17 protein-coding genes are annotated in these 20,778 nt (G+C 73.2%); 10 read left to right on the top strand and 7 right to left on the bottom strand.

The window, feature by feature from the left end; all coding sequences use genetic code 11:
• Positions 1-72: 72 nt before the first annotated feature.
• A complete protein-coding gene (gene polA, locus OG509_RS10755) occupies positions 73-2,793 on the top strand; it encodes a DNA polymerase I (protein WP_406182019.1) in 2,721 nt (906 codons plus the stop codon).
• A 51-nt stretch (positions 2,794-2,844) separates the two neighbouring features.
• Here the strand turns inward: polA and OG509_RS10750 are convergent, their stop codons facing one another.
• Positions 2,845-3,705, bottom strand: coding sequence for a DUF4184 family protein (locus OG509_RS10750; RefSeq protein ID WP_406182016.1), 861 nt, complete (start codon positions 3,703-3,705; stop codon positions 2,845-2,847).
• Between the two features lie 165 nt (positions 3,706-3,870).
• On the opposite strand from OG509_RS10750, the gene OG509_RS10745 reads away from it, so the two are divergent.
• On the top strand, positions 3,871-5,052 hold the full coding sequence (locus OG509_RS10745) for a lytic transglycosylase domain-containing protein (protein ID WP_406182015.1): 1,182 nt from the start codon (positions 3,871-3,873) through the stop codon (positions 5,050-5,052).
• A gap of 75 nt (positions 5,053-5,127) precedes the next feature.
• Here OG509_RS10745 and OG509_RS10740 read toward each other — a convergent pair whose 3' ends face one another.
• Positions 5,128-5,973, bottom strand: coding sequence for a C1q-like domain-containing protein (locus OG509_RS10740; RefSeq protein ID WP_406182013.1), 846 nt, complete (start codon positions 5,971-5,973; stop codon positions 5,128-5,130).
• Between the two features lie 222 nt (positions 5,974-6,195).
• Between OG509_RS10740 and OG509_RS10735 the strand changes: the two genes are divergently transcribed.
• Positions 6,196-6,336: an SPW_0924 family protein gene (locus OG509_RS10735; RefSeq protein ID WP_406182011.1), complete on the top strand. Its 141-nt coding sequence runs from the start codon at positions 6,196-6,198 to the stop codon at positions 6,334-6,336.
• A 13-nt stretch (positions 6,337-6,349) separates the two neighbouring features.
• Positions 6,350-7,351 carry a DUF3068 domain-containing protein gene (locus tag OG509_RS10730; protein ID WP_406182009.1) on the top strand — a complete coding sequence of 334 codons (1,002 nt, stop codon included), beginning with the start codon at positions 6,350-6,352 and terminating at the stop codon, positions 7,349-7,351.
• Here OG509_RS10730 and hrpB read toward each other — a convergent pair.
• Positions 7,335-9,878, bottom strand: a complete 2,544-nt coding sequence (gene hrpB, locus OG509_RS10725; protein WP_406182007.1) for an ATP-dependent helicase HrpB — start codon at positions 9,876-9,878, stop codon at positions 7,335-7,337. The two genes, OG509_RS10730 and hrpB, sit on opposite strands and share 17 nt — an antisense overlap.
• A 1-nt stretch (position 9,879) precedes the next feature.
• Positions 9,880-10,749, bottom strand: coding sequence for a class I SAM-dependent methyltransferase (locus tag OG509_RS10720; RefSeq protein ID WP_406182005.1), 870 nt, complete (start codon positions 10,747-10,749; stop codon positions 9,880-9,882).
• Positions 10,750-11,116: 367 nt separating this feature from the next.
• On the opposite strand from OG509_RS10720, the gene rpsA reads away from it, so the two are divergent.
• From rpsA to OG509_RS10700, 4 genes are all read left to right on the top strand, one after another.
• Positions 11,117-12,625 (top strand): 30S ribosomal protein S1, encoded by a 1,509-nt coding sequence (gene rpsA, locus OG509_RS10715; protein ID WP_383347250.1) that lies wholly within the window; start codon positions 11,117-11,119, stop codon positions 12,623-12,625.
• 167 nt (positions 12,626-12,792) lie between these two features.
• Complete coding sequence (locus OG509_RS10710) at positions 12,793-13,731, top strand: PAC2 family protein (protein ID WP_385590842.1); 939 nt, start codon at positions 12,793-12,795, stop codon at positions 13,729-13,731.
• A gap of 118 nt (positions 13,732-13,849) precedes the next feature.
• Positions 13,850-14,467 (top strand): dephospho-CoA kinase, encoded by a 618-nt coding sequence (gene coaE, locus OG509_RS10705; protein WP_406182002.1) that lies wholly within the window; start codon positions 13,850-13,852, stop codon positions 14,465-14,467.
• A 78-nt stretch (positions 14,468-14,545) separates the two neighbouring features.
• Positions 14,546-14,941: a tetratricopeptide repeat protein gene (locus OG509_RS10700; protein WP_406187531.1), complete on the top strand. Its 396-nt coding sequence runs from the start codon at positions 14,546-14,548 to the stop codon at positions 14,939-14,941.
• Positions 14,942-14,950: 9 nt separating this feature from the next.
• On the opposite strand, the gene OG509_RS10695 is transcribed toward OG509_RS10700, so the two are convergent.
• Positions 14,951-15,211: a DUF6343 family protein gene (locus OG509_RS10695; RefSeq protein WP_385590836.1), complete on the bottom strand. Its 261-nt coding sequence runs from the start codon at positions 15,209-15,211 to the stop codon at positions 14,951-14,953.
• A 46-nt stretch (positions 15,212-15,257) separates the two neighbouring features.
• Complete coding sequence (locus OG509_RS10690; protein WP_406182001.1) at positions 15,258-15,815, bottom strand: hypothetical protein; 558 nt, start codon at positions 15,813-15,815, stop codon at positions 15,258-15,260.
• 224 nt (positions 15,816-16,039) lie between these two features.
• Between OG509_RS10690 and OG509_RS10685 the strand changes: the two genes are divergently transcribed.
• Both OG509_RS10685 and OG509_RS10680 read left to right on the top strand, forming a co-directional pair.
• A complete protein-coding gene (locus tag OG509_RS10685; protein WP_406181999.1) occupies positions 16,040-18,904 on the top strand; it encodes a DEAD/DEAH box helicase in 2,865 nt (954 codons plus the stop codon).
• 19 nt (positions 18,905-18,923) lie between these two features.
• Complete coding sequence (locus tag OG509_RS10680; RefSeq protein WP_406181997.1) at positions 18,924-20,129, top strand: SWIM zinc finger family protein; 1,206 nt, start codon at positions 18,924-18,926, stop codon at positions 20,127-20,129.
• Here OG509_RS10680 and OG509_RS10675 read toward each other — a convergent pair.
• Positions 20,110-20,658 carry a hypothetical protein gene (locus tag OG509_RS10675; protein ID WP_406181995.1) on the bottom strand — a complete coding sequence of 183 codons (549 nt, stop codon included), beginning with the start codon at positions 20,656-20,658 and terminating at the stop codon, positions 20,110-20,112. The two genes, OG509_RS10680 and OG509_RS10675, sit on opposite strands and share 20 nt — an antisense overlap.
• Between the last annotated feature and the right edge of the window lie 120 nt (positions 20,659-20,778).

The following is a 20,778-nucleotide window of genomic DNA, read 5'->3' as shown; positions in this document are numbered from 1 at the left end:
GTCCGATCCTGTCACGCCCTGCGGACATCTCCGACGCCGGAATTGTCAGCGGGGCCGCCTAGGATCGGGGGCGTGGCAGAGAACGCATCGAAGAAGACCGACCAGACGACCGCAGCGGACCGCCCCCGCCTGATGCTCATGGACGGGCACTCCCTGGCGTACCGGGCGTTCTTCGCGCTGCCCGCGGAGAACTTCACGACGGCGACCGGGCAGCCGACGAACGCCATCTACGGCTTCGCGTCGATGCTGGCGAACACGCTGCGCGACGAGGCGCCCACGCACTTCGCGGTGGCGTTCGACGTCTCGCGCAAGACGTGGCGCTCGACGGAGTTCCCCGAGTACAAGGCGAACCGCTCCAAGACCCCCGACGAGTTCAAGGGGCAGGTCGAGCTGATCGGCGAGCTCCTGGACGCGATGAAGGTGCCGCGGTTCGCGGTCGACGGCTTCGAGGCCGACGACGTGATCGCCACGCTGGCGACGCAGGCGGAGGCCCTCGGCTTCGAGGTCCTGATCGTCACGGGCGACCGGGACTCCTTCCAGCTCGTCTCCGAGCACACCACCGTGCTGTACCCGACCAAGGGCGTCTCCGAGCTGACCCGGTTCACCCCGGAGAAGGTGGAGGAGAAGTACGGTCTGACCCCGCAGCAGTACCCGGACTTCGCGGCGCTGCGCGGCGACCCGTCGGACAACCTGCCCGGCATTCCGGGCGTCGGCGAGAAGACCGCCGCCAAGTGGATCACCCAGTTCGGGTCGTTCGCGGAGCTGGTCGAGCGCGCCGAGGAGGTCAAGGGCAAGGCCGGGCAGAACTTCCGGGACCACCTGGAGGCCGTGAAGCTCAACCGGATCCTGACCGAGATGGTCAAGGACGTCGAGCTGCCCAAGGCCGCGGGCGATCTGGCCCGCCTGCCGTACGACCGCTCCGCCGTCACGGGCGTGCTGGACGTTCTGGAGATCCGCAACGCCTCGCTGCGCGAGCGGCTGCTGGCGGTGGACCCGGGCGCCGCCGAGGAGCCGGCCCCGGCTCCGGCCGCCGGTGTGGAGCTGGACGCGAGCGTGCTGGGCGCGGGTGAGCTGGCGCCGTGGCTGGCGGCCCGCGGGGGCGAGCCGCTCGGCATCTCCACCGTGGACAGCTGGGCGCTGGGCCAGGGCAATGTCAGCGAGATCGCGCTGGCCGCGGCCGGCGGGGCCGCCGCCTGGTTCGAGCCGTCCGCGCTGGACGAGGCCGACGAGCAGGCCTTCGCGGCCTGGGCCGCCGACCCGGCGCGCCCCAAGGTGGTGCACAACGCCAAGGGCCTGATGCGGGTCTTCCCCGAGCACGGCTGGAGCCTGGCCGGCGTCACCATGGACACCGCGCTCGCCGCGTACCTGGTCAAGCCGGGCCGCCGCTCCTTCGCGCTGGACGTGCTGTCCAACGAATACCTGCACCGCGAGCTCCAGCCCGCCGCGGCCGACGGCCAGCTCGCCTTCGGCGCCGACGAGACCGCCGAGGCGGAGGCGCTGATGGCGCAGGCCCGCGCCGTCCTCGACCTCGGCGAGGCCTTCACCGGCAAGCTCGCCGAGGTCGGCGCCGCCGAGCTGCTCCACGACATGGAGCTGCCCACCTCGGAGCTGCTGGCCCGGATGGAGCGGGCGGGCATCGCCGCCGACCGCGACCACCTGGAGGCCATGGAGCAGCAGTTCGCCGGAGCCGTGCAGCAGGCGGTGAAGGAGGCGCACGCGGCGGTCGGGCACGAGTTCAACCTCGGCTCGCCCAAGCAGCTCCAGGAGGTGTTCTTCGGCGAGCTGGACCTGCCGAAGACGAAGAAGACCAAGACCGGCTACACCACGGACGCGGACGCGCTGGCCTGGCTGGCCACGCAGACCGACCACGAACTGCCGGTGATCATGCTGCGCCACCGGGAGCAGGCCAAGCTGCGCGTCACCGTCGAGGGCCTCGTCAAGACGATCGCCGCCGACGGCCGGGTGCACACCAGCTTCAGCCAGACCGTCGCCGCGACCGGACGCCTGTCCTCCACCGACCCCAACCTGCAGAACGTGCCGGTGCGCACCGACGAGGGCCGGGCCATCCGCCGCGGCTTCGTCGTCGGCGAGGGCTTCGAATCCCTCATGACCGCCGACTACAGCCAGATCGAGCTGCGCGTCATGGCGCACCTCTCCGAGGACGAGGGCCTGATCGAGGCGTTCCTGTCCGGCGAGGACCTGCACACCACCGTCGCCTCCCAGGTGTTCGGAGTGGAGCGCTCCGAGGTCGACGCCGAGATGCGGCGCAAGATCAAGGCGATGTCGTACGGGCTCGCGTACGGGCTCTCCGCCTTCGGTCTGGCCCAGCAGCTGAACATCGAGCCGGCCGAGGCGCGCGGCCTGATGGAGACGTTCTTCGAGCGGTTCGGCGGCGTGCGGGACTACCTGGGCCGCGTGGTCGAGGAGGCCCGGGCCACCGGGTACACGGCAACGGTCTTCGGCCGCCGCCGCTACCTGCCCGACCTCAACAGCGACAACCGCCAGCGCCGTGAGGCCGCCGAGCGGATGGCGCTGAACGCCCCGATCCAGGGCACCGCGGCCGACATCGTCAAGGTCGCCATGCTGCGCGTGGACAAGGCGATCACCGAGGCCGGCCTGAAGTCGCGGATGCTGCTCCAGGTCCACGACGAAATCGTGCTGGAGATCGCCCCGGGCGAGCGGAAGAAGGTGGAGGAGCTGGTGCGCCGCGAAATGGGCGCCGCCGTGGAGCTCCGCGCCCCGCTGGACGTGTCGGTGGGCGTCGGCGCCGACTGGGAGTCGGCGGCGCACTGAGGCACTGAGGTACTGAGAGCACGTTCGCCGGACGCCCGTCCCCGCAGGCCGCTATGCGGTGGGGACGGGCGTCCGCGCGTCCTCGTCCGTACGGGACGGCTCGCGCCGATGGGGGAGGAGCCGTACGAGGACCCCGTACAGCAGCAGGCCCACGGCGAGCCCGCCGCCCGCGCCGAAGCAGACGGTCGGGATGATGTCGAGCGGGGTGCGGATCCGGTCGAAGAACGTGAAGAAGCGCAGCACGCGCATCGTCACCCCGACGGCCACGCACACCGCGACCAGCGCGACCGCGCCCAGCAGTTCAGCCCGGCCGAGCACCGGCACGGCTGCGGGGGTGGCGCGGTCGGGCAGGCGGCGCACGGCGGTCACCGTGAACCAGAGCAGGGCGCAGGCGGCGACCGCCGAAGTCCCGTACTGCACGTACGTATAGAGGGGGAGCCCGTTCGCGAACGGCTCGCCGAGCACGGGCAGCGCGTCCGTCCCCCACCGGTGCGGATGCGTGAAGCTGTCCCAGACCACGTGCGTGAGCGAGCCGGCGGCCGCCGAGAGGTAGAACCAGAGCGCGAGCGCGGGCCGCCCGCGGCCGCCGCCCCGCCAGTCATCGCCGCGTACGAAGGCGTGTATCCGGCCCTGGCGGCGGAGCGGCAGGAGCGCGATCAGCGGTTCGCGCAGCAGGAGCCAGCAGGCCGTGAGCGCGGCCGTCAGCACGGCGTCCGCGGTGAACACCCCGGGCAGCGAGTGCGCGAACGCGCCGTACGGCCAGACGCCCGGGACGACGGCGTCCGCGAAGTAGAACGTGTCGGGCGCGAACGACCCGAGGACGAGCGCCGACGCGACCAGCGGTCCGCGGGCGCGGCCCGTCCGGCGGACGGCCGGCAGGACGGCGGCGGCATGGCTGAGGGTGAACGGCATGACATCTCTTCCTTACTTCGGGCCAATGCGCCCCGAACGGTCCGGGTCAGTATGCGCGAGCTGCCCGGCAGGTGGGGAAGTGGTGAATTCCGGGCATCGATCGGTGCAGGATGAAGGGAGTTGACGTAAGGTCACGCCGACGTCGAGGGGGAGGGGACCCGGCTCATGTCGGCTCGGATCGGAAGCAGGCTGCGCAGGGGAGGGGCCGCGGTCGTGGTCTGCGCACTCGTCGCAGCGGCGCTCACGGCATCCCAAGGCCCCGCTGAGGAGCGAATATCCGCGGCGGACACCGAGAACGCCCCGCCCGTACAGCCGCCTCGGCCCTCCGATTCCGGCGGGGACTCCGACTACCTCACCGAACTCCCGCCCCTGGCCGCCGAGCCGCCGCAGCAGGTCCCGGTCGCGCAGCCGTCCCAGCCGGTCACCGAGGCGGTGGCGCCGCACAACGAACCCGTGGCCATGGGCGGCGGGGAGGGCGCACAGGGAATCCCGGCGACGGTCCTGGCGGCGTACCGGCTGGCGGAGAAGAGGGTGGGGGAGAGCGACCCCGGCTGCGGACTGCGCTGGCAACTCCTCGCGGCGATCGGCAAGGTCGAGTCCGGGCAGGCCCGCGGCGGCCGCGTGGACAGCGCCGGCACCACGCTGCGGCCGATCCTGGGCCCCGTACTCGACGGCAACGGCTTCGCGAACATCCGGGACACGGACGGCGGGCAGTACGACGGGGACGCCTCCCACGACCGGGCGGTCGGCCCGATGCAGTTCATCCCGTCCACCTGGGCGGCCTGGGGCCAGGACGCGGACGGCGACGGCCGCCGCAACCCGAACAACGTGTACGACGCCGCCCTGGCGGCCGGCCGCTACCTCTGCGCGGGCACCCGCGACCTGCGCGTACCCGCCGATCTGGACCGCGCGGTGCTCTCGTACAACCAGTCCGCGGAGTACCTGCGCACGGTGAAGTCCTGGTTCACGTACTACCTCCAGGGCACGCACGAGGTCCCGAACGCGGGCGCGGACCAGCCCCCGGCGTCGCCGAAGCCGACGCCCAAGCCGACGCCGACCCCGAAGCCGTCCCCGAGCCCGACGCCGACCCCGGTGCCCACGCCGACGCCGACGCCCACCCCGGACCCGAAGCCCACCCCGGACCCGAAGCCCACCCCGACTCCGACTCCGAAGCCCACACCGACGCCGAGCCCGACGCCGACGCCCACGCCCACGCCGACTCCCACGCCGACGGCGAGCGCGCGGCCGACCCCGACGCCCACCCCGAGCCCCACGGCCACGCGCAAGGCGTCCCCGTCCGCTTCCCCTTCCGCGTCCCCGTCCCCCACCGGGACCAAGGCTCCGTAGCCAGGGTGCTCACCCAGCGGCCCAGCGGCCCGACGGAGAACCGTCGGGCCGTCGGGCGTGGGCGGTCGGCGCCGGTTACGGCGCCGGGACGAGCAACTCCGCCGTGAGTCGCGGAGCCACGGCCGTGCTCAGGGCTCCGAACTCGACCCGTGAGGTGGCTGGGTTGCCGGTGGTTTGGCGGACGCTGAGCGAGATTCGGTCGCCCACGGCCAACTGCAGGATCGCGGACGCGGACTGCGAGGCGTGTCCGGTGCCCGGGAGGTCCGCAGTGTCCTGCTCGTCGAGCGCGCGTCCGACGTCGTTGACGTCGAGTGTCAGGGCCCGAGTCCCCGTCGGATTAGGGGTGTACCCCAGGAGGATCTGTCCCGTGACCAGGTAGCGCCCCGCTGTGTTGACCACCAGGGCCGAGTTCATCGCGTCGAACGTCATGCCGGTGTTGTAGACGGCGCTATTGAACTGGATCCGCGTGATGGTGTCGTCCGGGATGGTCTGATTGCTGTTGCTCTGGATGCTCGCGCCGACGTCGATCGTGGGGCCGGGCGGACCGCTGGGGCCGACCGCACCCGGTTGTCCTGGCGGGCCACTGGGTCCCGGAAGGCCGGGCGGGCCGGGGTCGCCGGGTTCGCCGGGCGGGCCGCTGGGGCCGGGGGGACCCTTCGGGCCGCCCCGCGGGTCCTGCCGCGGGTCCTTCCGGCAGTCCGCCCGCTCCTTGCCGGTACGGGGGTCCTTCCCGCACTCTCCGCCGCCGGCGGGGCCGTACGCGCTCACCCGCCCGCCCGCGTCCTGGGCCGCCAGCGCGTTCGGTACGGTCAGCCCGGCCGCCAGGAGCAGCGCGAGCGAGGCGACCGCGCCGCCGGCCATCCATCGGGTGCGACGGGTGCGCGGATCCGGCCGCGCCCCCGTCGTCTTCTCGGTACTCATCTGCGTGCTCCTCGACTCCGGGGGAACTCCACTGAGATGCCAGGAGGAGCTTGACCCTTGGGGTCCCGGAAGACGTGACGTTACGTCACAACACGCCTGACCATAGGTAATTCGGACCAATGGTGCCCTGCGATCCGGGGCCCAGACGGTTCTCATCTGCGCCCCGCGTTGCTACGGTGCGGGCTCCGCCCTGACGTTCCATCAGATTCCGGAGGCCCCGGCATGCGTGCACTCGTCGCCGCCGCCATCGGGCTTGCCGCCGCGCTGGCCCTCGTGTTCGCCATCACGGCGTTCGGGGCGCCCGAAGGCAAGACCTCGCCCAAGCCCCTGCTCACCACCGCGCCCAGCGCGCCCGGACAGTAGAGGAGGCCCGGCCTTGAGACGTACCGCCAGCCTCGTCCTGCTCGCCTTCGCCGTGTTCCTCGCCGCCCTCGCACCGCTGCTGCGCTGGTACGCGTACCCCAGGCTCGCCAAGATCCCGCCGAGCCAGTACCAGGAGATGGTCCTGGAGGCGAAGGACGCGACCCTCCTCGACTACACCGCCGGCATGCAGCCCAAGAAGGTCGACAAGGTCACCATCGTCCAGACCCTGAAGGGCAACGTCGAGGCGTCGAAGGAGATCGAGGCGAGCGCCGGCAAGGACGTCGTCGTCTGGGACACCCTCACGTACATCATGGGCCCGGACGGGAAGATGGTCTCCCAGATCCCCGAGCGCTACATCTTCGACGCCCACAGCCAGGACCCGGTGCACGCCACCGGCGAGATGGTCGACGGCGACCCGGTCAAACGCGAGGGCATCGAGTTCAAGTGGCCGTTCTTCACCGAGCCGCGCGACTACCTCTACTTCGACGCGCAGACCCGCACCGCCTCGCCCATCCACTACGTCGGCCCGCGCACGTACCGCGGGATGGACGTCTACTACTACGAGCAGACCCTGCCGTGGACCAAGGTCGCCCTGCCGAAGAAGATGCCGATCGAGGGCATCGACCCGAAGACATTCGAGCAGAGCACCGGCACCAGCCTCTGGTACCAGGCCAAGGCGATGTTCTGGGTCGACCCCGTGACCGGGGCGCCCGTCAACGCCGAGCAGGTCATCGAGCAGGAGATGCGCGGCGGCATCGCGGCCGGCGCGCCCGACGGCAGGCTCACCGTCTTCGCCGGGCACGTGAAGATGCGCGAGGACTACGCCGCGTACACCGTCGACCTGGTCAAGTCGAACCGTACGAAGGTGCTCGCCCTGCACACGTACGCCCCGATCGGCCTGGCGGCCGGCGCCCTCGTCCTGCTCGGGCTGGCGCTGTGGCTGGAGGCCCGCGGCCGCCGCGGCGAGGCGGAGGACGGGGAGGGGCTCACCACGAGGCTCACGGCTGTCGCCTGAGCCGGGCGTTGGTGTGCCGGGTGGGCTCGGCGGTCGCCGGATCCTCCGGCCAGGGGTGCTTGGGGTAGCGGCCGCGGAGCTCGGCGCGCACGGCGCGGTAGCCGCCCTGCCAGAAGGAGGCCAGGTCGGCGGTCACGGCGGCGGGCCGTCCGGCCGGGGACAGCAGGTGTACGAGTACGGGCACCCCGGCCACCTTCGGGGTCTCGGCCAGCCCGAACAGCTCCTGCAGCTTCACGGCGAGGACCGGCTGCCCGTGCCCGTGCTCGGCGGAGTAGTCCACCCGGATCCGGGAGCCGCTCGGCACCTCGATCCGCTCCGGGGCCAGCTCGTCGAGGCGGGCGGCCTCGCCGGTGGCCCACGGCAGCAGCCGGTTCAGCGCCTGCCCGGCGTCGATCCGCCCGAGATCGGCGCGGCGGCGGGCCCGGGACAGCTCGGGCTCCAGCCAGTCGTCGGCGCGGTCCAGCAGGGCGTCGTCGTCCTGTACGTCGGGCCAGCCGCCGCCGAGCGTGCGGTGCAGGAAGCCGAGCCGGGCCCGGAGCATCTGCGCGTCCGGGGACCAGCGCAGCAGGCCGAGCCCGTCACTGCGCAGGCCGTCGAGGAGGGCGGCCCGGACGAGGTCCGGATCGGGGTTCCGCAGCGGCCGCGCGGCGAGCTCGATCGCGCCGAGCCGTTCCACGGAGCGGGCGACGAGGTCGCCGTCCTCCCAGCGCACCTCGTCCCCGGAGGTCAGCAGGTGTGCGGCCGCGTCGCGGGCGGTGTCCTCGTCGATGGCGGCGGCCAGCCGGACCCTGGCGGAGGCGGAATGCGGCCCCCGGTCGGCGACCGCGACGGCCACCCACGGCGCGCTGCGCAGCGCCGACCCGTCGGCGAGCTCGGCTCCCGTGCCGTTGGCCATGAGGAAGGCCCCCTGGCCCTTGGCCTTGGCGACGCGCTCGGGGAACGCGAGGGCCCCGACGAGCCCGGCGGCCGCGTCGTCGGAGAGGGAGCGTTCCCCCGCTCCGGTGAGAGACGGCCCCGCAGGGTTCCCCGCAGCGGCGGCGCGTTCCAGCCGCTTGGCCTCCGCCCGCCAGCGTGCCGCGTAGCCGTCGCCGCCGGCGCGGGCCCGGCGCCGGGCGGCGGCGAGGTCGTCCCCGTACTCCCGCGGCGGCTCCTCGCTCAGCAGGGCGACGATCTCCGCCGCCCGGCGGGGTCCCAGCGCGGCGGAGCCGTCCAGCAGGGCGCGGGCCATGCGCGGGTGCAGCCCGAGCCGGGCCATCCGCTGCCCGCGCGCGGTGACCGCGCCCGCCGGGTCCACCGCGCCCACCGCGACCAGCACCTCACGCGCCGCGGCCATCGCCCCGGCCGGCGGCGGATCCAGCAGCGCCAGCCCGGACGCGTCCGGATCGCCCCAGCACGCAGCCTGGAGTGCGAACTGCGCCAGGTCCGCGATCCGGATCTCGGGGGAGGGGAACGCCGGGAGGCGGCCGTCCTCCGCCTCCGACCAGCAGCGGTACACCGCCCCCGGCGCCTCGCGCCCGGCCCGGCCCGCCCGCTGGCGCCCGGCCGCGCGGGACGCCCGTACGGTCGCCAGCGCGCCCAGCCCCCGTGCGTGGTCCACCCGGGGTTCGCGGGCCAGTCCGGAATCCACGACCACCCGTACGCCCGGCACGGTCAGGCTGGACTCCGCCACCGCGGTGGACAGGATCACCCGGCGGTGCGGCCGGGCGGACAGCGCCGCGTCCTGCACCTCCGCCGGGGCGCGCCCGTGGAGCTGGAGCACCTCGGCCGCCACCCCACCCAGCTGCCCCGCGACCCGGGCGATCTCCCCGACGCCGGGCAGGAAGCACAGCACGTCGCCGGAGCGTTCCGCCAGCGCCCGCCGCACCACCGAGGCCACGTGCGCCAGCTGCGCCGGGTCCACCCGCATGCCGTGCGGGGGCCGCACCGGACGGGCCGGCGGGGCCCAGACCGTCTCCACCGGGTACGAGACCCCCGCGGCCTCCACCACCGGCGCGTGCCCCAGCAGCCGGGCCCAGCCGGCCGCGTCGGTCGTCGCCGACGCCGCCACGAGCCGAAGCTCCGGGCGCAGGGTTTCCCGTACGTCCAGGAGGAAAGCGGCGACCGTGTCGGCGTCGAGGTGCCGCTCGTGGCACTCGTCCAGGATCACCACGTCGACCGCGGCGAGCTCCTGGTCCCGCTGGAGCCGCTGGAGCAGAACGCCGGTGGTCACGACCTCGACCACCGTGCCCGGTCCCGCCACCCGCTCGCCGCGCACCGTGAAGCCCACCGAGCCGCCGACCTGCTCGCCCAGCAGCCAGGCCATCCGCCGCGCCGCCGCCCGGGCCGCGATCCGCCGGGGCTCGGCGACGATCACCCTGCGGCGAGGTCCGCCCCCCACCAGCCCCGCCAGCACCAGCGGCACCAGCGTGGTCTTGCCGGTGCCCGGCGGCGCGCAGAGCACCGCCGTGCCGTGGGCGTCCAGCGCGGACACCAGCGCGGGCAGGGCCTCCCGTACGGGAAGGGCGTCGAGGTCGGCGGTACGGATCACGTCAGGGGCGCTCGCAGACGAAGATCGCGGTGCCGGGGATCAGGTTGCCGCGCAGCGGGGACCACCCGCCCCACTCCTGGGCGTTCCACGCGGGCCACTCCGGCTCCACGAGGTCGATCAGGCGGAACCCGCCCGCCACCACGTCCCGGACCCGGTCGCCGAGGGTGCGGTGGTGCTCCACGTAGACGGCGCGGCCCTGCTCGTCCTGCTCGACGTACGGGGTCCGGTCGAAGTAGGAGGCGGCGATCGACAGCCCCTCCGGGCCGGGCTCGTCCGGGAAGGCCCAGCGGATGGGGTGGGTGACGGAGAAGACCCAGCGGCCGCCGGGGCGCAGCACGCGGTGGACCTCGCGCATGACGGCCACGGGGTCGGCGACGAAGGGGACGGCTCCGTACGCGGAACAGGCCAGGTCGAAGGAGCCGTCGCGGAAGGGGAGCCGGCCGGCGTCGGCCTCGACCAGGGGGACGTCGTCGCCGATGCGCAGCGCGTGCTGGAGCTGGCGGTGGGAGAGGTCGAGGGCGACGGGGCGGGCGCCCTGGGCGGCCAGCCAGCGCGAGCACTGGGCGGCGCCGGCGCCGATCTCCAGGACGTCCTTGTCCTTCAGGGAGTCGGCGGGGCCGAGCAGCGCGGCATCCGCCTCGTCGAGGCCCTCCGGCCCCCAGACGAAGCGGTCGTCGCCGAGGAAGGCCCCGTGCTCCATCTGGTACTCGTCGGCGTTGCGGTCCCACCAGCTCCGGCTGGCCCGGCTGCTCTCCGCGTCGCCGGCGTCACGCCGGGTGGCCTCCGCGTCGTCGCCGGCGTCCTCGCCGCCGCCGTGGCCGGGGCCATCGGCTTCGTACGCTTCTTCGGGGGCGTAGTCCTCTTGGTTCATGGGGCCCGTCGTCGTAGTCTGCGGAAAGAGTCGGAAAGAGTCGTAACAAGGCAGGTAAGGGCCATCAGCGCCCGCCCGCCCACGAATTGTGCCGGTTATGCGGTGATCCGCCCGGGGTGTGCGCCTTCGCGCATTGACCCTGCCCGGCTGCCCCCGTATGCTACAAGTTGCGCTGCGAGCCTGTGCTCCTCAGACCTAGCAGGCTGCGCTTGCATCTGTTGATGTCCCCTCGGTTTTCGAGGCCCGGTCCGCTTCACGGCGGAGCATGGGCTTCCTTGGCTGTCCGGCTTCTTCGGCAGATGCCGATAAGGGCTCCCGGCGTAGCAGTACCTACGACTTTCTGTCCGTAACCGGAGCCCTTTCCCACATGACGAGCAGCACCGAGACCACCTCTACCACCCCGCAGGTAGCGGTCAACGACATCGGTAACGAGGAAGCCTTCCTCGCCGCGATCGACGAGACGATCAAGTACTTCAACGACGGCGACATCGTCGACGGCGTCATCGTGAAGGTCGACCGGGACGAGGTCCTGCTCGACATCGGTTACAAGACCGAAGGCGTGATCCCGAGCCGTGAGCTCTCGATCAAGCACGACGTCGACCCGAACGAGGTCGTCAAGGTCGGCGACGAGATCGAGGCCCTGGTTCTCCAGAAGGAGGACAAGGAAGGCCGCCTGATCCTGTCCAAGAAGCGCGCCCAGTACGAGCGCGCCTGGGGCACGATCGAGAAGATCAAGGAAGAAGACGGCATCGTCACCGGTACCGTCATCGAGGTCGTCAAGGGTGGTCTCATCCTCGACATCGGCCTCCGCGGCTTCCTGCCGGCCTCCCTCGTCGAGATGCGCCGCGTCCGCGACCTCCAGCCCTACGTGGGCAAGGAGCTCGAGGCGAAGATCATCGAGCTGGACAAGAACCGCAACAACGTGGTCCTGTCCCGCCGCGCCTGGCTGGAGCAGACCCAGTCCGAGGTTCGCCAGACGTTCCTCACCACCCTGCAGAAGGGTCAGGTCCGCTCCGGCGTCGTTTCCTCGATCGTCAACTTCGGTGCCTTCGTGGACCTGGGTGGCGTCGACGGTCTCGTCCACGTCTCCGAGCTGTCCTGGAAGCACATCGACCACCCGTCCGAGGTTGTCGAGGTCGGCCAGGAAGTCACCGTCGAGGTCCTCGACGTGGACATGGACCGCGAGCGTGTCTCCCTGTCGCTGAAGGCGACGCAGGAGGACCCGTGGCAGCAGTTCGCCCGTACGCACCAGATCGGTCAGGTCGTCCCGGGTAAGGTCACCAAGCTGGTTCCGTTCGGTGCGTTCGTCCGCGTGGACGAGGGCATCGAGGGTCTGGTCCACATCTCCGAGCTGGCCGAGCGCCACGTGGAGATCCCGGAGCAGGTCGTCCAGGTCAACGACGAGATCTTCGTCAAGGTCATCGACATCGACCTCGAGCGTCGCCGGATCTCGCTGTCCCTGAAGCAGGCCAACGAGTCCTTCGGTGCCGACCCGGCGTCGGTCGAGTTCGACCCGACCCTGTACGGCATGGCCGCGTCCTACGACGACCAGGGCAACTACATCTACCCCGAGGGCTTCGACCCCGAGACCAACGACTGGCTCGAGGGCTTCGACACCCAGCGCGAGACGTGGGAGCGCCAGTACGCCGAGGCGCAGGTCCGCTTCGAGCAGCACCAGGCGCAGGTCATCAAGAGCCGCGAGGCCGACGAGGCCGCCGCTGCCGAGGGCGCTGCCGCCCCGGCCGCCGGTGGCAACGCCGGTGCGGGCATCTCGGGTGGTTCCTACTCCTCGGAGTCGGACGAGACCTCGGGCGCCCTGGCCTCCGACGAGGCCCTGGCCGCGCTCCGCGAGAAGCTGGCCGGCGGCCAGAGCTGATCGCAGCGCATCGCACCTCGGTGTGAGCTGTAGCTGAGCTGAACGACAAGGCCCGTCCCCTCAGGGGGGCGGGCCTTGTTGCATTCCTGTGAAAGAGGTCAACTGGGGAATGGAGCAGCCGCCTTGGACGTTGTGCGCAACGTAGACGGCGAGGAGGAGTGGTGACGGTGCTTGATCCACAGGGTTTGTACGAATGGGATGCCAAGGGCCTGGCAGTGGCTGATCTGGCGCTTGCCCAGGACTCGGCCGGGCTGGTCATGCTCTACCACTTCGAGGGGTACATCGACGCAGGTGAGGCCGGGGAGCAGATCGTCGAGCGGCTGCTCGACACGCTGCCCCACCAGGTCGTGGCCCGGTTCGACGCGGACCGCCTGGTCGACTACCGCGCCCGGCGCCCGCTGCTGACGTTCCAGCGCGACCACTGGGCCGAGTTCGAGGAGCCGCGCCTTGAGGTGCGCCTCGTCCAGGACGCCACGGGCGCCCCGTTCCTGCTGCTCTCCGGCCCCGAGCCGGACGTGGAGTGGGAGCGCTTCGCCGTCGCCGTCCGGCAGATCGTCGAGCGCCTCGGCGTCCGGCTCTCGGTCAACTTCCACGGCATCCCCATGGGCGTCCCGCACACCCGGCCCGTCGGGATCACCCCGCACGGCAACCGGACCGACCTCATGCCGGGCCACCGCAGCCCGTTCGACGAGGCACAGGTGCCGGGCAGCGCGGAGTCCCTGGTGGAGTTCCGCCTCGGCCAGGCCGGGCACGACGTGCTGGGCGTCGCCGCGCACGTACCGCACTACGTGGCGCGCTCCGCGTACCCGGACGCCGCCCTGACGGCGCTGGAGGCGATCACGGCGGCGACCGGGCTGGTCCTGCCGGCGGTGGCGCACGCGCTGCGCACGGAGGCGCACCGGACGCAGACGGAGATCGACCGGCAGATCCGCGAGGGCGACGAGGAACTGGTCGCCCTGGTCCAGGGGCTGGAGCACCAGTACGACGCGGCGGCCGGAGCCGAGACGCGGGGCAACATGATCGCGGAGCCGCAGGAGATCCCGTCGGCGGACGAGATCGGCCGCGAGTTCGAGCGGTTCCTGGCGGAGCGCGAGGGCGAGGGCTGACGGGACTGACAGCGCTGACTGGGCTGACTGCGCTGACGGGCCCCGTGATCGCCGGGTCGCCGGGTCGGGAAGCAGGGGGCTGTACGGGGGCCCGGGCGCGGGGTCTAGTCTGCTGGGCATGTTGAAGGTTGGCCTGACAGGCGGAATCGGTGCCGGCAAGAGCGAGGTCTCGCGGCTGCTGGCGGGGTACGGGGCGGTCGTCGTGGACGCCGACCGCATCGCGCGGGAGGTCGTGGAGCCGGGTACGCCGGGGCTCGCGGCCGTCGTGGCGGCTTTCGGGGAGTCCGTGCTGACCGGCGAGGGGACGCTGGACCGGCCGAAGCTGGGCTCCATCGTGTTCGCCGACCCGGCGAAGCTGCAGACCCTCAACGCGATCGTGCACCCGCTGGTCGGGGCCCGGTCGGCCGAACTGGAGGCCGCTGCCGGGCCCGACGCGATCGTGGTGCACGACGTACCGCTGCTCGCGGAGAACGGTCTGGCGCCGCTGTACGACCTGGTGGTCGTGGTGGACGCGGCGCCCGGAACGCAGCTGGCCCGGCTGACCGCGCTGCGCGGGATGGCCGAGGAGGAGGCGCGGGCCCGGATGGCCGCGCAGGCCACGCGGGAGCAGCGGCTGGCGGTGGCCACGCTCGTGATCGACAACGACGGGCCGCTGGAGGCGCTGGAGCCGCAGGTGCGCAAGGTGTGGACGGAGCTCAAGGAGCGGGAGGCGGCGGCGGGCGCTGCCGGTGCCTGACGTGTGCATGGAATAGCAGGCGGGGCGCGGGGCGTTGAACGCGCCCGCAGAGGGAAGGAACAGACCGTGTCCGACACCATGCCGCCGTCCATACCGGCGCAGCCGCCTTCGCCGTCCGGCTCATCGCCCGAGACGCACGTCATCGACTACCGGGCCGCCGAGCAGCTGCTGGCCGCGCGCGACCCGCGGGGCGCCGTGAAGCTCCTCGACTCGGTCATCGCCGCGCACCCGGAGAACACGGCGGCCCGGCTGCTGCGGGCCCGCGCGTTCTTCGCCGCCGCCCAACTGCGTCCGGCGGCCATGGAGTTCGAGCTGGTGCTGGAGCGGGAGCCGGACAACGCCTTCGCGCACTTCGCCCTGGCCCGTACCCACGAGCGCTCCGGCCGTCCCGAACAGGCTCGCAAGCACTTCCGCCTGGCGGCCGCGCTGGACCCCCAGCCCGACTACCTGGCGGCGGCCCGCTTCGAGGAGTAGCGGGCCGCGTCAGCGCTGGTGCGGGGGCTCGTACGGGGGCACGTCCGGGCCCGGCTGGTAGTGCGGGCCCTGGTGGATGTGGTGGAGGACCACGCCCAGGTCGACGAGCGCGAGTACGGCGACCACCCCGCAGGCGGCCGCCCACCCGGGACGGCCGACCAGGGAGAACGCGGCGGTCCCGGCGGCGGCCCAGACGAACCCCCACAGACTCAGCCAGAACCGCAGCCGCAGCGGACTGCGGGCGGTCACCGGCTCGTTTCCGGAACGCATGACCATCGCCTCAGAACCATGGTATGTCAGCTGATGTCCTCGCATGTCATGGAATCAGGCGGTTCACGGCGGTCGTGGTCGTCCGCTTGAAGGCGGGGACGGGGGCGTCGCTCAGGTCGCCCATCTGGCCCCACTGGACGACGGTCACGGTGGAACCGTCGCGTCCGATGCCGAAGAGGTGCACGCCGGGTTCGGAATCCGGGATCGAGACGTGCACGCCGTAGACGTGGGCGCCCTCCTCTACGGGGAGGGTGCCGTAGTCCTTCGCGTCGGCCGTCCCGTCCGGGTGCGCCCGCAGCCAGTCGGCGGCGCAGGCGGCGACCTGCCGCTCCAGGTTCCGGGTCAGCCGGGCGGCCGCCGAGTCGGAGGAGGCCCGTACGGAGACCTGCACGGCGCCGGTGTCGAGGTCGGTCCCGAAGTTCCGGTGCCAGCTCCCGGCGGCCGGAATCACCCCGTCCAGGCAGAACGGCGCCGTTTCGGGCAGCCCCTTGGTGACCTTCCCGGCATGCCAGGGCGAGGTGGGATGCGGCGGCAGATCGGCGGCGCCGAGGAATCCGGGGGCGGTGAGCGCGAGCGCGATGACGGCGGCGAGGCCCTGGAGCATGGCGGTTTCTCCCCATGTGGCGGGTAGTGCGGTGCTGTGAGCCGTCCCCACCCCGTGCCACCGCAAAACGCCTTCCCCGCGCAGCGGGTCGGGAGCCGGTATGTGCCCAGCTCAGCGGCGTTGTCAGTGCCCGCACCTAGACTCGACGGCAGACGGGATCCGTCTGATGTGACCACACCTGTGACCACGCCCGTGACCACACCGAGGGGAGAGGAGGCGACACCGTGACACCGCAGCCGCACCAGCCCGCGCAGGCCGCCGGCCTGCTGCGCCACGCCGCCGTTTTCCTCCCCGCCGCCGTCCCCCGCGAGGCCCGCATCGCCTTCTGGGCCCCCGACGGGGACGTACTCCCCGAGCTCCCGGCCGGGACCCCGGGCCCGCTCGCCGTCGTGCGCCCCCACGGCCAGGGGATCCGCACCCGTACCGTCCCCTCCCTGACCCTCTCCGTCACCGACGCCCTCCCGCTCCTCGCCCGTGCCCCCCGCAGCCCCGCCGCGCACCCCGCCACCCGCGCCTGGGGCACCGCCGCCCTCCACGCCCTCGCGCTCGTCGCCCGCGGCCGCCTCCTGCCCGGCGTCACCCCCGACGGGGTCGATGCCTGGCGGGCCGGCCCGCTCGACGCCGAGGACGTGGGCCACCTCCGCGCGGTGGCCGCCGCCCTCCCGTACGAGGGGTACGCCACCCCGCTGACCGGCCGCCGCCCCCTCCAACTGCCCGAACCGGAGGCGCTGGTCCGGGCGTTCCTCGATGCCGTCGCCGACAGCCTGCCCCGTACCCCGGCCGGGCCGCTGGCCGCCGGACGGCCCTTCGCCGCGCAGGAGCCGCAGCGGGTGCCCGGGATACAGGACTGGGCCGCGCAGGTCGCGGCCGGCGCCGATGCCGGCGTGGGGATCTCGCTGCGGCTCGACCTGTCCTCGTTCCGCCTCTTCGACCCGGCGCAGGACACGGAGGGCCCGGAGGGCACGGAGACCGCGGAGACCCGCCGCGCCGGCGCCGCCGTCGTGCAGGTGCACAGCCTCGCCGACCCCACCCTCGTCACCGACGCCGGACTGCTGTGGGCCGGTGCGGCCGCCGCCGGGTTCGGGCCGCGAGCCCGGATCGACGCCGTACTGGCGCTGCGCCGGGCCGCCCGGGTGTGGCCGCCGCTGCTGCGGCTGCTGGACCAGCCCGTCCCCGATGTCCTCGCCCTCTCCGATCCGGAGCTCGAAGACCTCCTCGGCAGGGCCGCGAACCGGCTGGCGGCCGCCGGGGTCCTGGTCCACTGGCCGCGCGAGCTGGCTCGTACGCTGTCCGCGACCGCGGTCGTACGGTCCACCGCGCCCGGCTCCGCCACCGACGGGACCGCCTTCTTCGACGCGGACCACCTCTTCGCCTTCTCCTGGGAGCTCGCGCTGGGCGGCGACCGGCTCACCCCCGGGGAGATGGACGCGCTGGCGCAGGCGCACCGGCCGGTGGTGCGGCTGCGGGACCAGTGGGTGCGGGTCGATCCCGAGCTGGTGCGCAAGGCGCGCAAGCGGGAGCTGGGCCTGCTGGACCCGGTGGATGCGCTGGCCGCCGTACTGACGGGGACGGCCGAGGTGGACGGGGAGCCGGTGGCGGCGGTTCCGGTGGGCGCGCTGGCCGCTCTGAGGGAGCGGCTGACCGGCGAGCTGGCCCCGCTGCCACAGCCCGTCGGGCTGAAGGCCACCCTGCGCGACTACCAGGCCCGCGGCCTGGCGTGGCTGGACCTCATGACCTCGCTCGGCCTCGGCGGCTGCCTCGCCGACGACATGGGCCTGGGCAAGACGGTCACCCTGATCGCGCTGCACCTGCACCGCGACCGCCCCGAGCCGACGCTCGTCGTCTGCCCGGCTTCGCTGCTGGGCAACTGGCAGCGGGAGATCGAGAAGTTCGCGCCCGGGGTCGCCGTGCGCCGCTTCCACGGCGGCAGCCGCAGCCTCGACGGGCTGGCCGGAGGATTCGTCCTCACCACGTACGGGACGATGCGCGCGAGCGCGGCCCGGCTGGCCGAACAGCCCTGGGGCATGGTCGTCGCCGACGAGGCGCAGCACGTGAAGAACCCGCATTCGGCGACCGCGAAGGCGCTGCGCACGATCCCGGCGCCGGCCCGGGTGGCGCTGACCGGCACCCCGGTCGAGAACAACCTCTCCGAGCTGTGGGCGCTGCTCGACTGGACCACGCCCGGGCTGCTGGGGCCGCTGACGGCGTTCCGGGCCCGGCACGCCCGCCCGGTGGAGCACCAGCAGGAGGAGGACGGGGGCAACGAGGCGGCGGTGGCCCGGCTGGCCGCGCTCGTACGGCCGTTCCTGCTGCGGCGCAAGAAGTCCGACCCGGGGATCGCCCCCGAGCTGCCGCCGAAGACGGAGACCGACCATCCGGTCTCCCTCACGCGCGAGCAGGCCTCGCTCTACCAGGCCGCGGTGGAGGAGGCGATGGCCGTGATCGGGGCGAGCGAGGGCATCGAGCGGCGCGGCATGATCATGAAGCTGCTGGCCTCGCTCAAGCAGATCTGCAACCACCCCGCGCAGTACCTGAAGGAGGATCCGCCCAGGATCCCGCACCGCTCGGGCAAGCTGGCCCTGCTGGACGAGCTGCTGGACACGATCCTCGCGGAGGACGGCTCGGTGCTGGTCTTCACCCAGTACGTGACGATGGCCCGGATCATCGAGCGGCACCTGGCGGCCCGGGGGATCTCCCACCAGCTCCTGCACGGCGGGACGCCGGTGGCGCGCCGCGAGGAGCTGGTGGACCGCTTCCAGTCCGGCGAAGTCCCGGTCTTCCTGCTCTCGTTGAAGGCGGCGGGCACCGGGCTGAACCTCACGCGGGCCGGCCATGTGATCCACTTCGACCGCTGGTGGAACCCGGCGGTGGAGGAGCAGGCCACCGACCGCGCATACCGGATCGGCCAGACGCAGCCCGTCCAGGTCCACCGGATCATCGCCGAGGGCACCGTGGAGGACCGGATCGCCGAGATGCTGGAGGCCAAGCGGGCCCTGGCCGATGCCGTGCTCGGCTCGGGGGAGTCGGCGCTCACGGAGCTGACCGACCGCGAGCTGGCCGACCTCGTCTCCCTGCGGAGGCCCGCATGACCACGGTGGGGAGGCCGGCGTGATCACCGCACGGGACGACCGCCGGCGCACCTTCGAGACCGTGCCCGCCGGGGCGGAGGCCGTCAGCTGGTGGGGCCGGGCCTGGGTGTCCGCGCTCGAAGAGGCGTCCGGCGACCCGGCCCGCCTGGCCCGGGGCCACGCGTACGCGGCCGAGGGGCATGTCGACGCGGTCACGGTCACCCCGGGCCGGATCGTGGCCTACGTACGGGGCAGCCGGGCCCGCCCGTACCGCACCGAACTGGTCCTGAGCCCCTTCCCGGACGCCGAGTGGAGCGAACTCCTGGAGACGGTGGCCGCGGATCCCACGGCCCTCGCGAGCCTGCTGGAGCGGGAGGTTCCGCAGTCCCTGGCGGGGACGGTCCTGCCCGGCGCGGGTGAGCTCGCCGCGCGCTGCTCCTGCCCGGACACCGCTCGTCCGCCCTGCAAGCACGCCGCGGCCCTCTGCTACCGGGCGGCCCGCCTCCTCGACGAGGACCCGTTCGTCCTGCTGCTCCTGCGCGGCCGGGGCGAGCGGGAGCTCCTCGACGAGCTGACCCGCCGCAACGCGGCCCACGCCGCCCGCGAACAGCCCGACGCCGCACCGGACTTCCCCGGGGTCCCGGCCCGCGCCGCACTGGCCCGCGCCGTCCTGCCGCCGCTGCCGGCCCCGCTGCCCGCGCCCGCGGCGGTGGGACTCCCGCCCGCGTACCCGGCGGACCCTGCGGCTCCCGACCCGCTGGCCCTGGACCAGCTCGCCACGGACGCAGCCGCCCGCGCCTTCGCCCTGCTCACCACCACCGAGGACCCGATCGCCGGGCTCACGCTCTGGCAGGACGCCGTCCGCCTGGCCTCCGCGCACCACACGGCCGGCCTCACCGGAGCGGCCCGCACCCTCTACCGGGACCTGGCCCGCGCCACCGGCCGCACCACCACCGACCTGGCCCGCGCCGCCGCGGCCTGGCGCCAGGGCGGTCGGCCCGCGCTCGCCGCCCTCGAAGAGCCCTGGGACCCCCCGGCCGGCCCCTTCGACCGGGCCCGCCCGGTCCTCCTCGCCGCCTCCCAAGGTGCCTTCCGCCCCGAGCGAAACCGCCTCACCGCGCGCACCCGCCAGCTCCGCCTGGGCCGCGACGGCCTCTGGTACGCCTACGAGTCCCGCGCGGACACCGAGGACTGGTGGCCCACGGGCACCCCGTCCCCGGACCCCCTCACCGCCCTGGGCCACTGACTTCCGCCGCCCAGCGCGTCAACGTGGTGAAGTCGCGGTCGCGCAGGCCGTGGCGGGCGTGGATGGTGAGGAGGAGCGCCGGAGCGGGGTGGTGGGCCGCGATCCAGGCGCGGTCCTGCGGGGTGATCATGTCGTCGACCCAGGCGAAGGGACGCCCCGCCGCCCAGTCGAGGAGCGGGCGGGTCTTCCAGAAGAGACCGTCGGGGTCGTGGGCGAAGAGTTCCGGCCACTCGATGACAGGAAGATCGCCGGGTAGTCCGATGTGCGGGGCGATCATCGTGTTGGCCTGGTGCATCCAGGCGGTGGCCCACGTGAGTTCGAACGGCAGGGCCAGCAGGCGGGCCCCGTGCGCGGGGTGCAGGCGGACCCGCAGCCCGCGCCGGGCGCTGCGGGATTCGGGGTCCCGGTGGGACATCCAGTCCGCCGGACGCATCCGGTGACTCGTGTACCCGCGGAGCCCGGCGAGCCGGGACCGGAACGGGTTGAGGGGGCCGTCCACGTCGAGGAGCAGCAGCGGGCGTTCAGTCATGAAGTAGGCATTACCCAGTACACGATGGAGTGAAATGCCTACCGGCTCTATAACCCGAACGGGTTTGCCGCGTTGTTTCCGGTGCGGGTGCAGCTCCCGTGAACTCCTCCGGAAGGCAGG

The sequence above is a fragment of the Streptomyces sp. NBC_01006 genome (genome assembly GCF_045162725.1).
In the GTDB taxonomy this organism is placed as follows: Bacteria; Actinomycetota; Actinomycetes; order Streptomycetales; family Streptomycetaceae; genus Streptomyces.
This window is presented reverse-complemented; position numbering and strand designations above follow the sequence as displayed.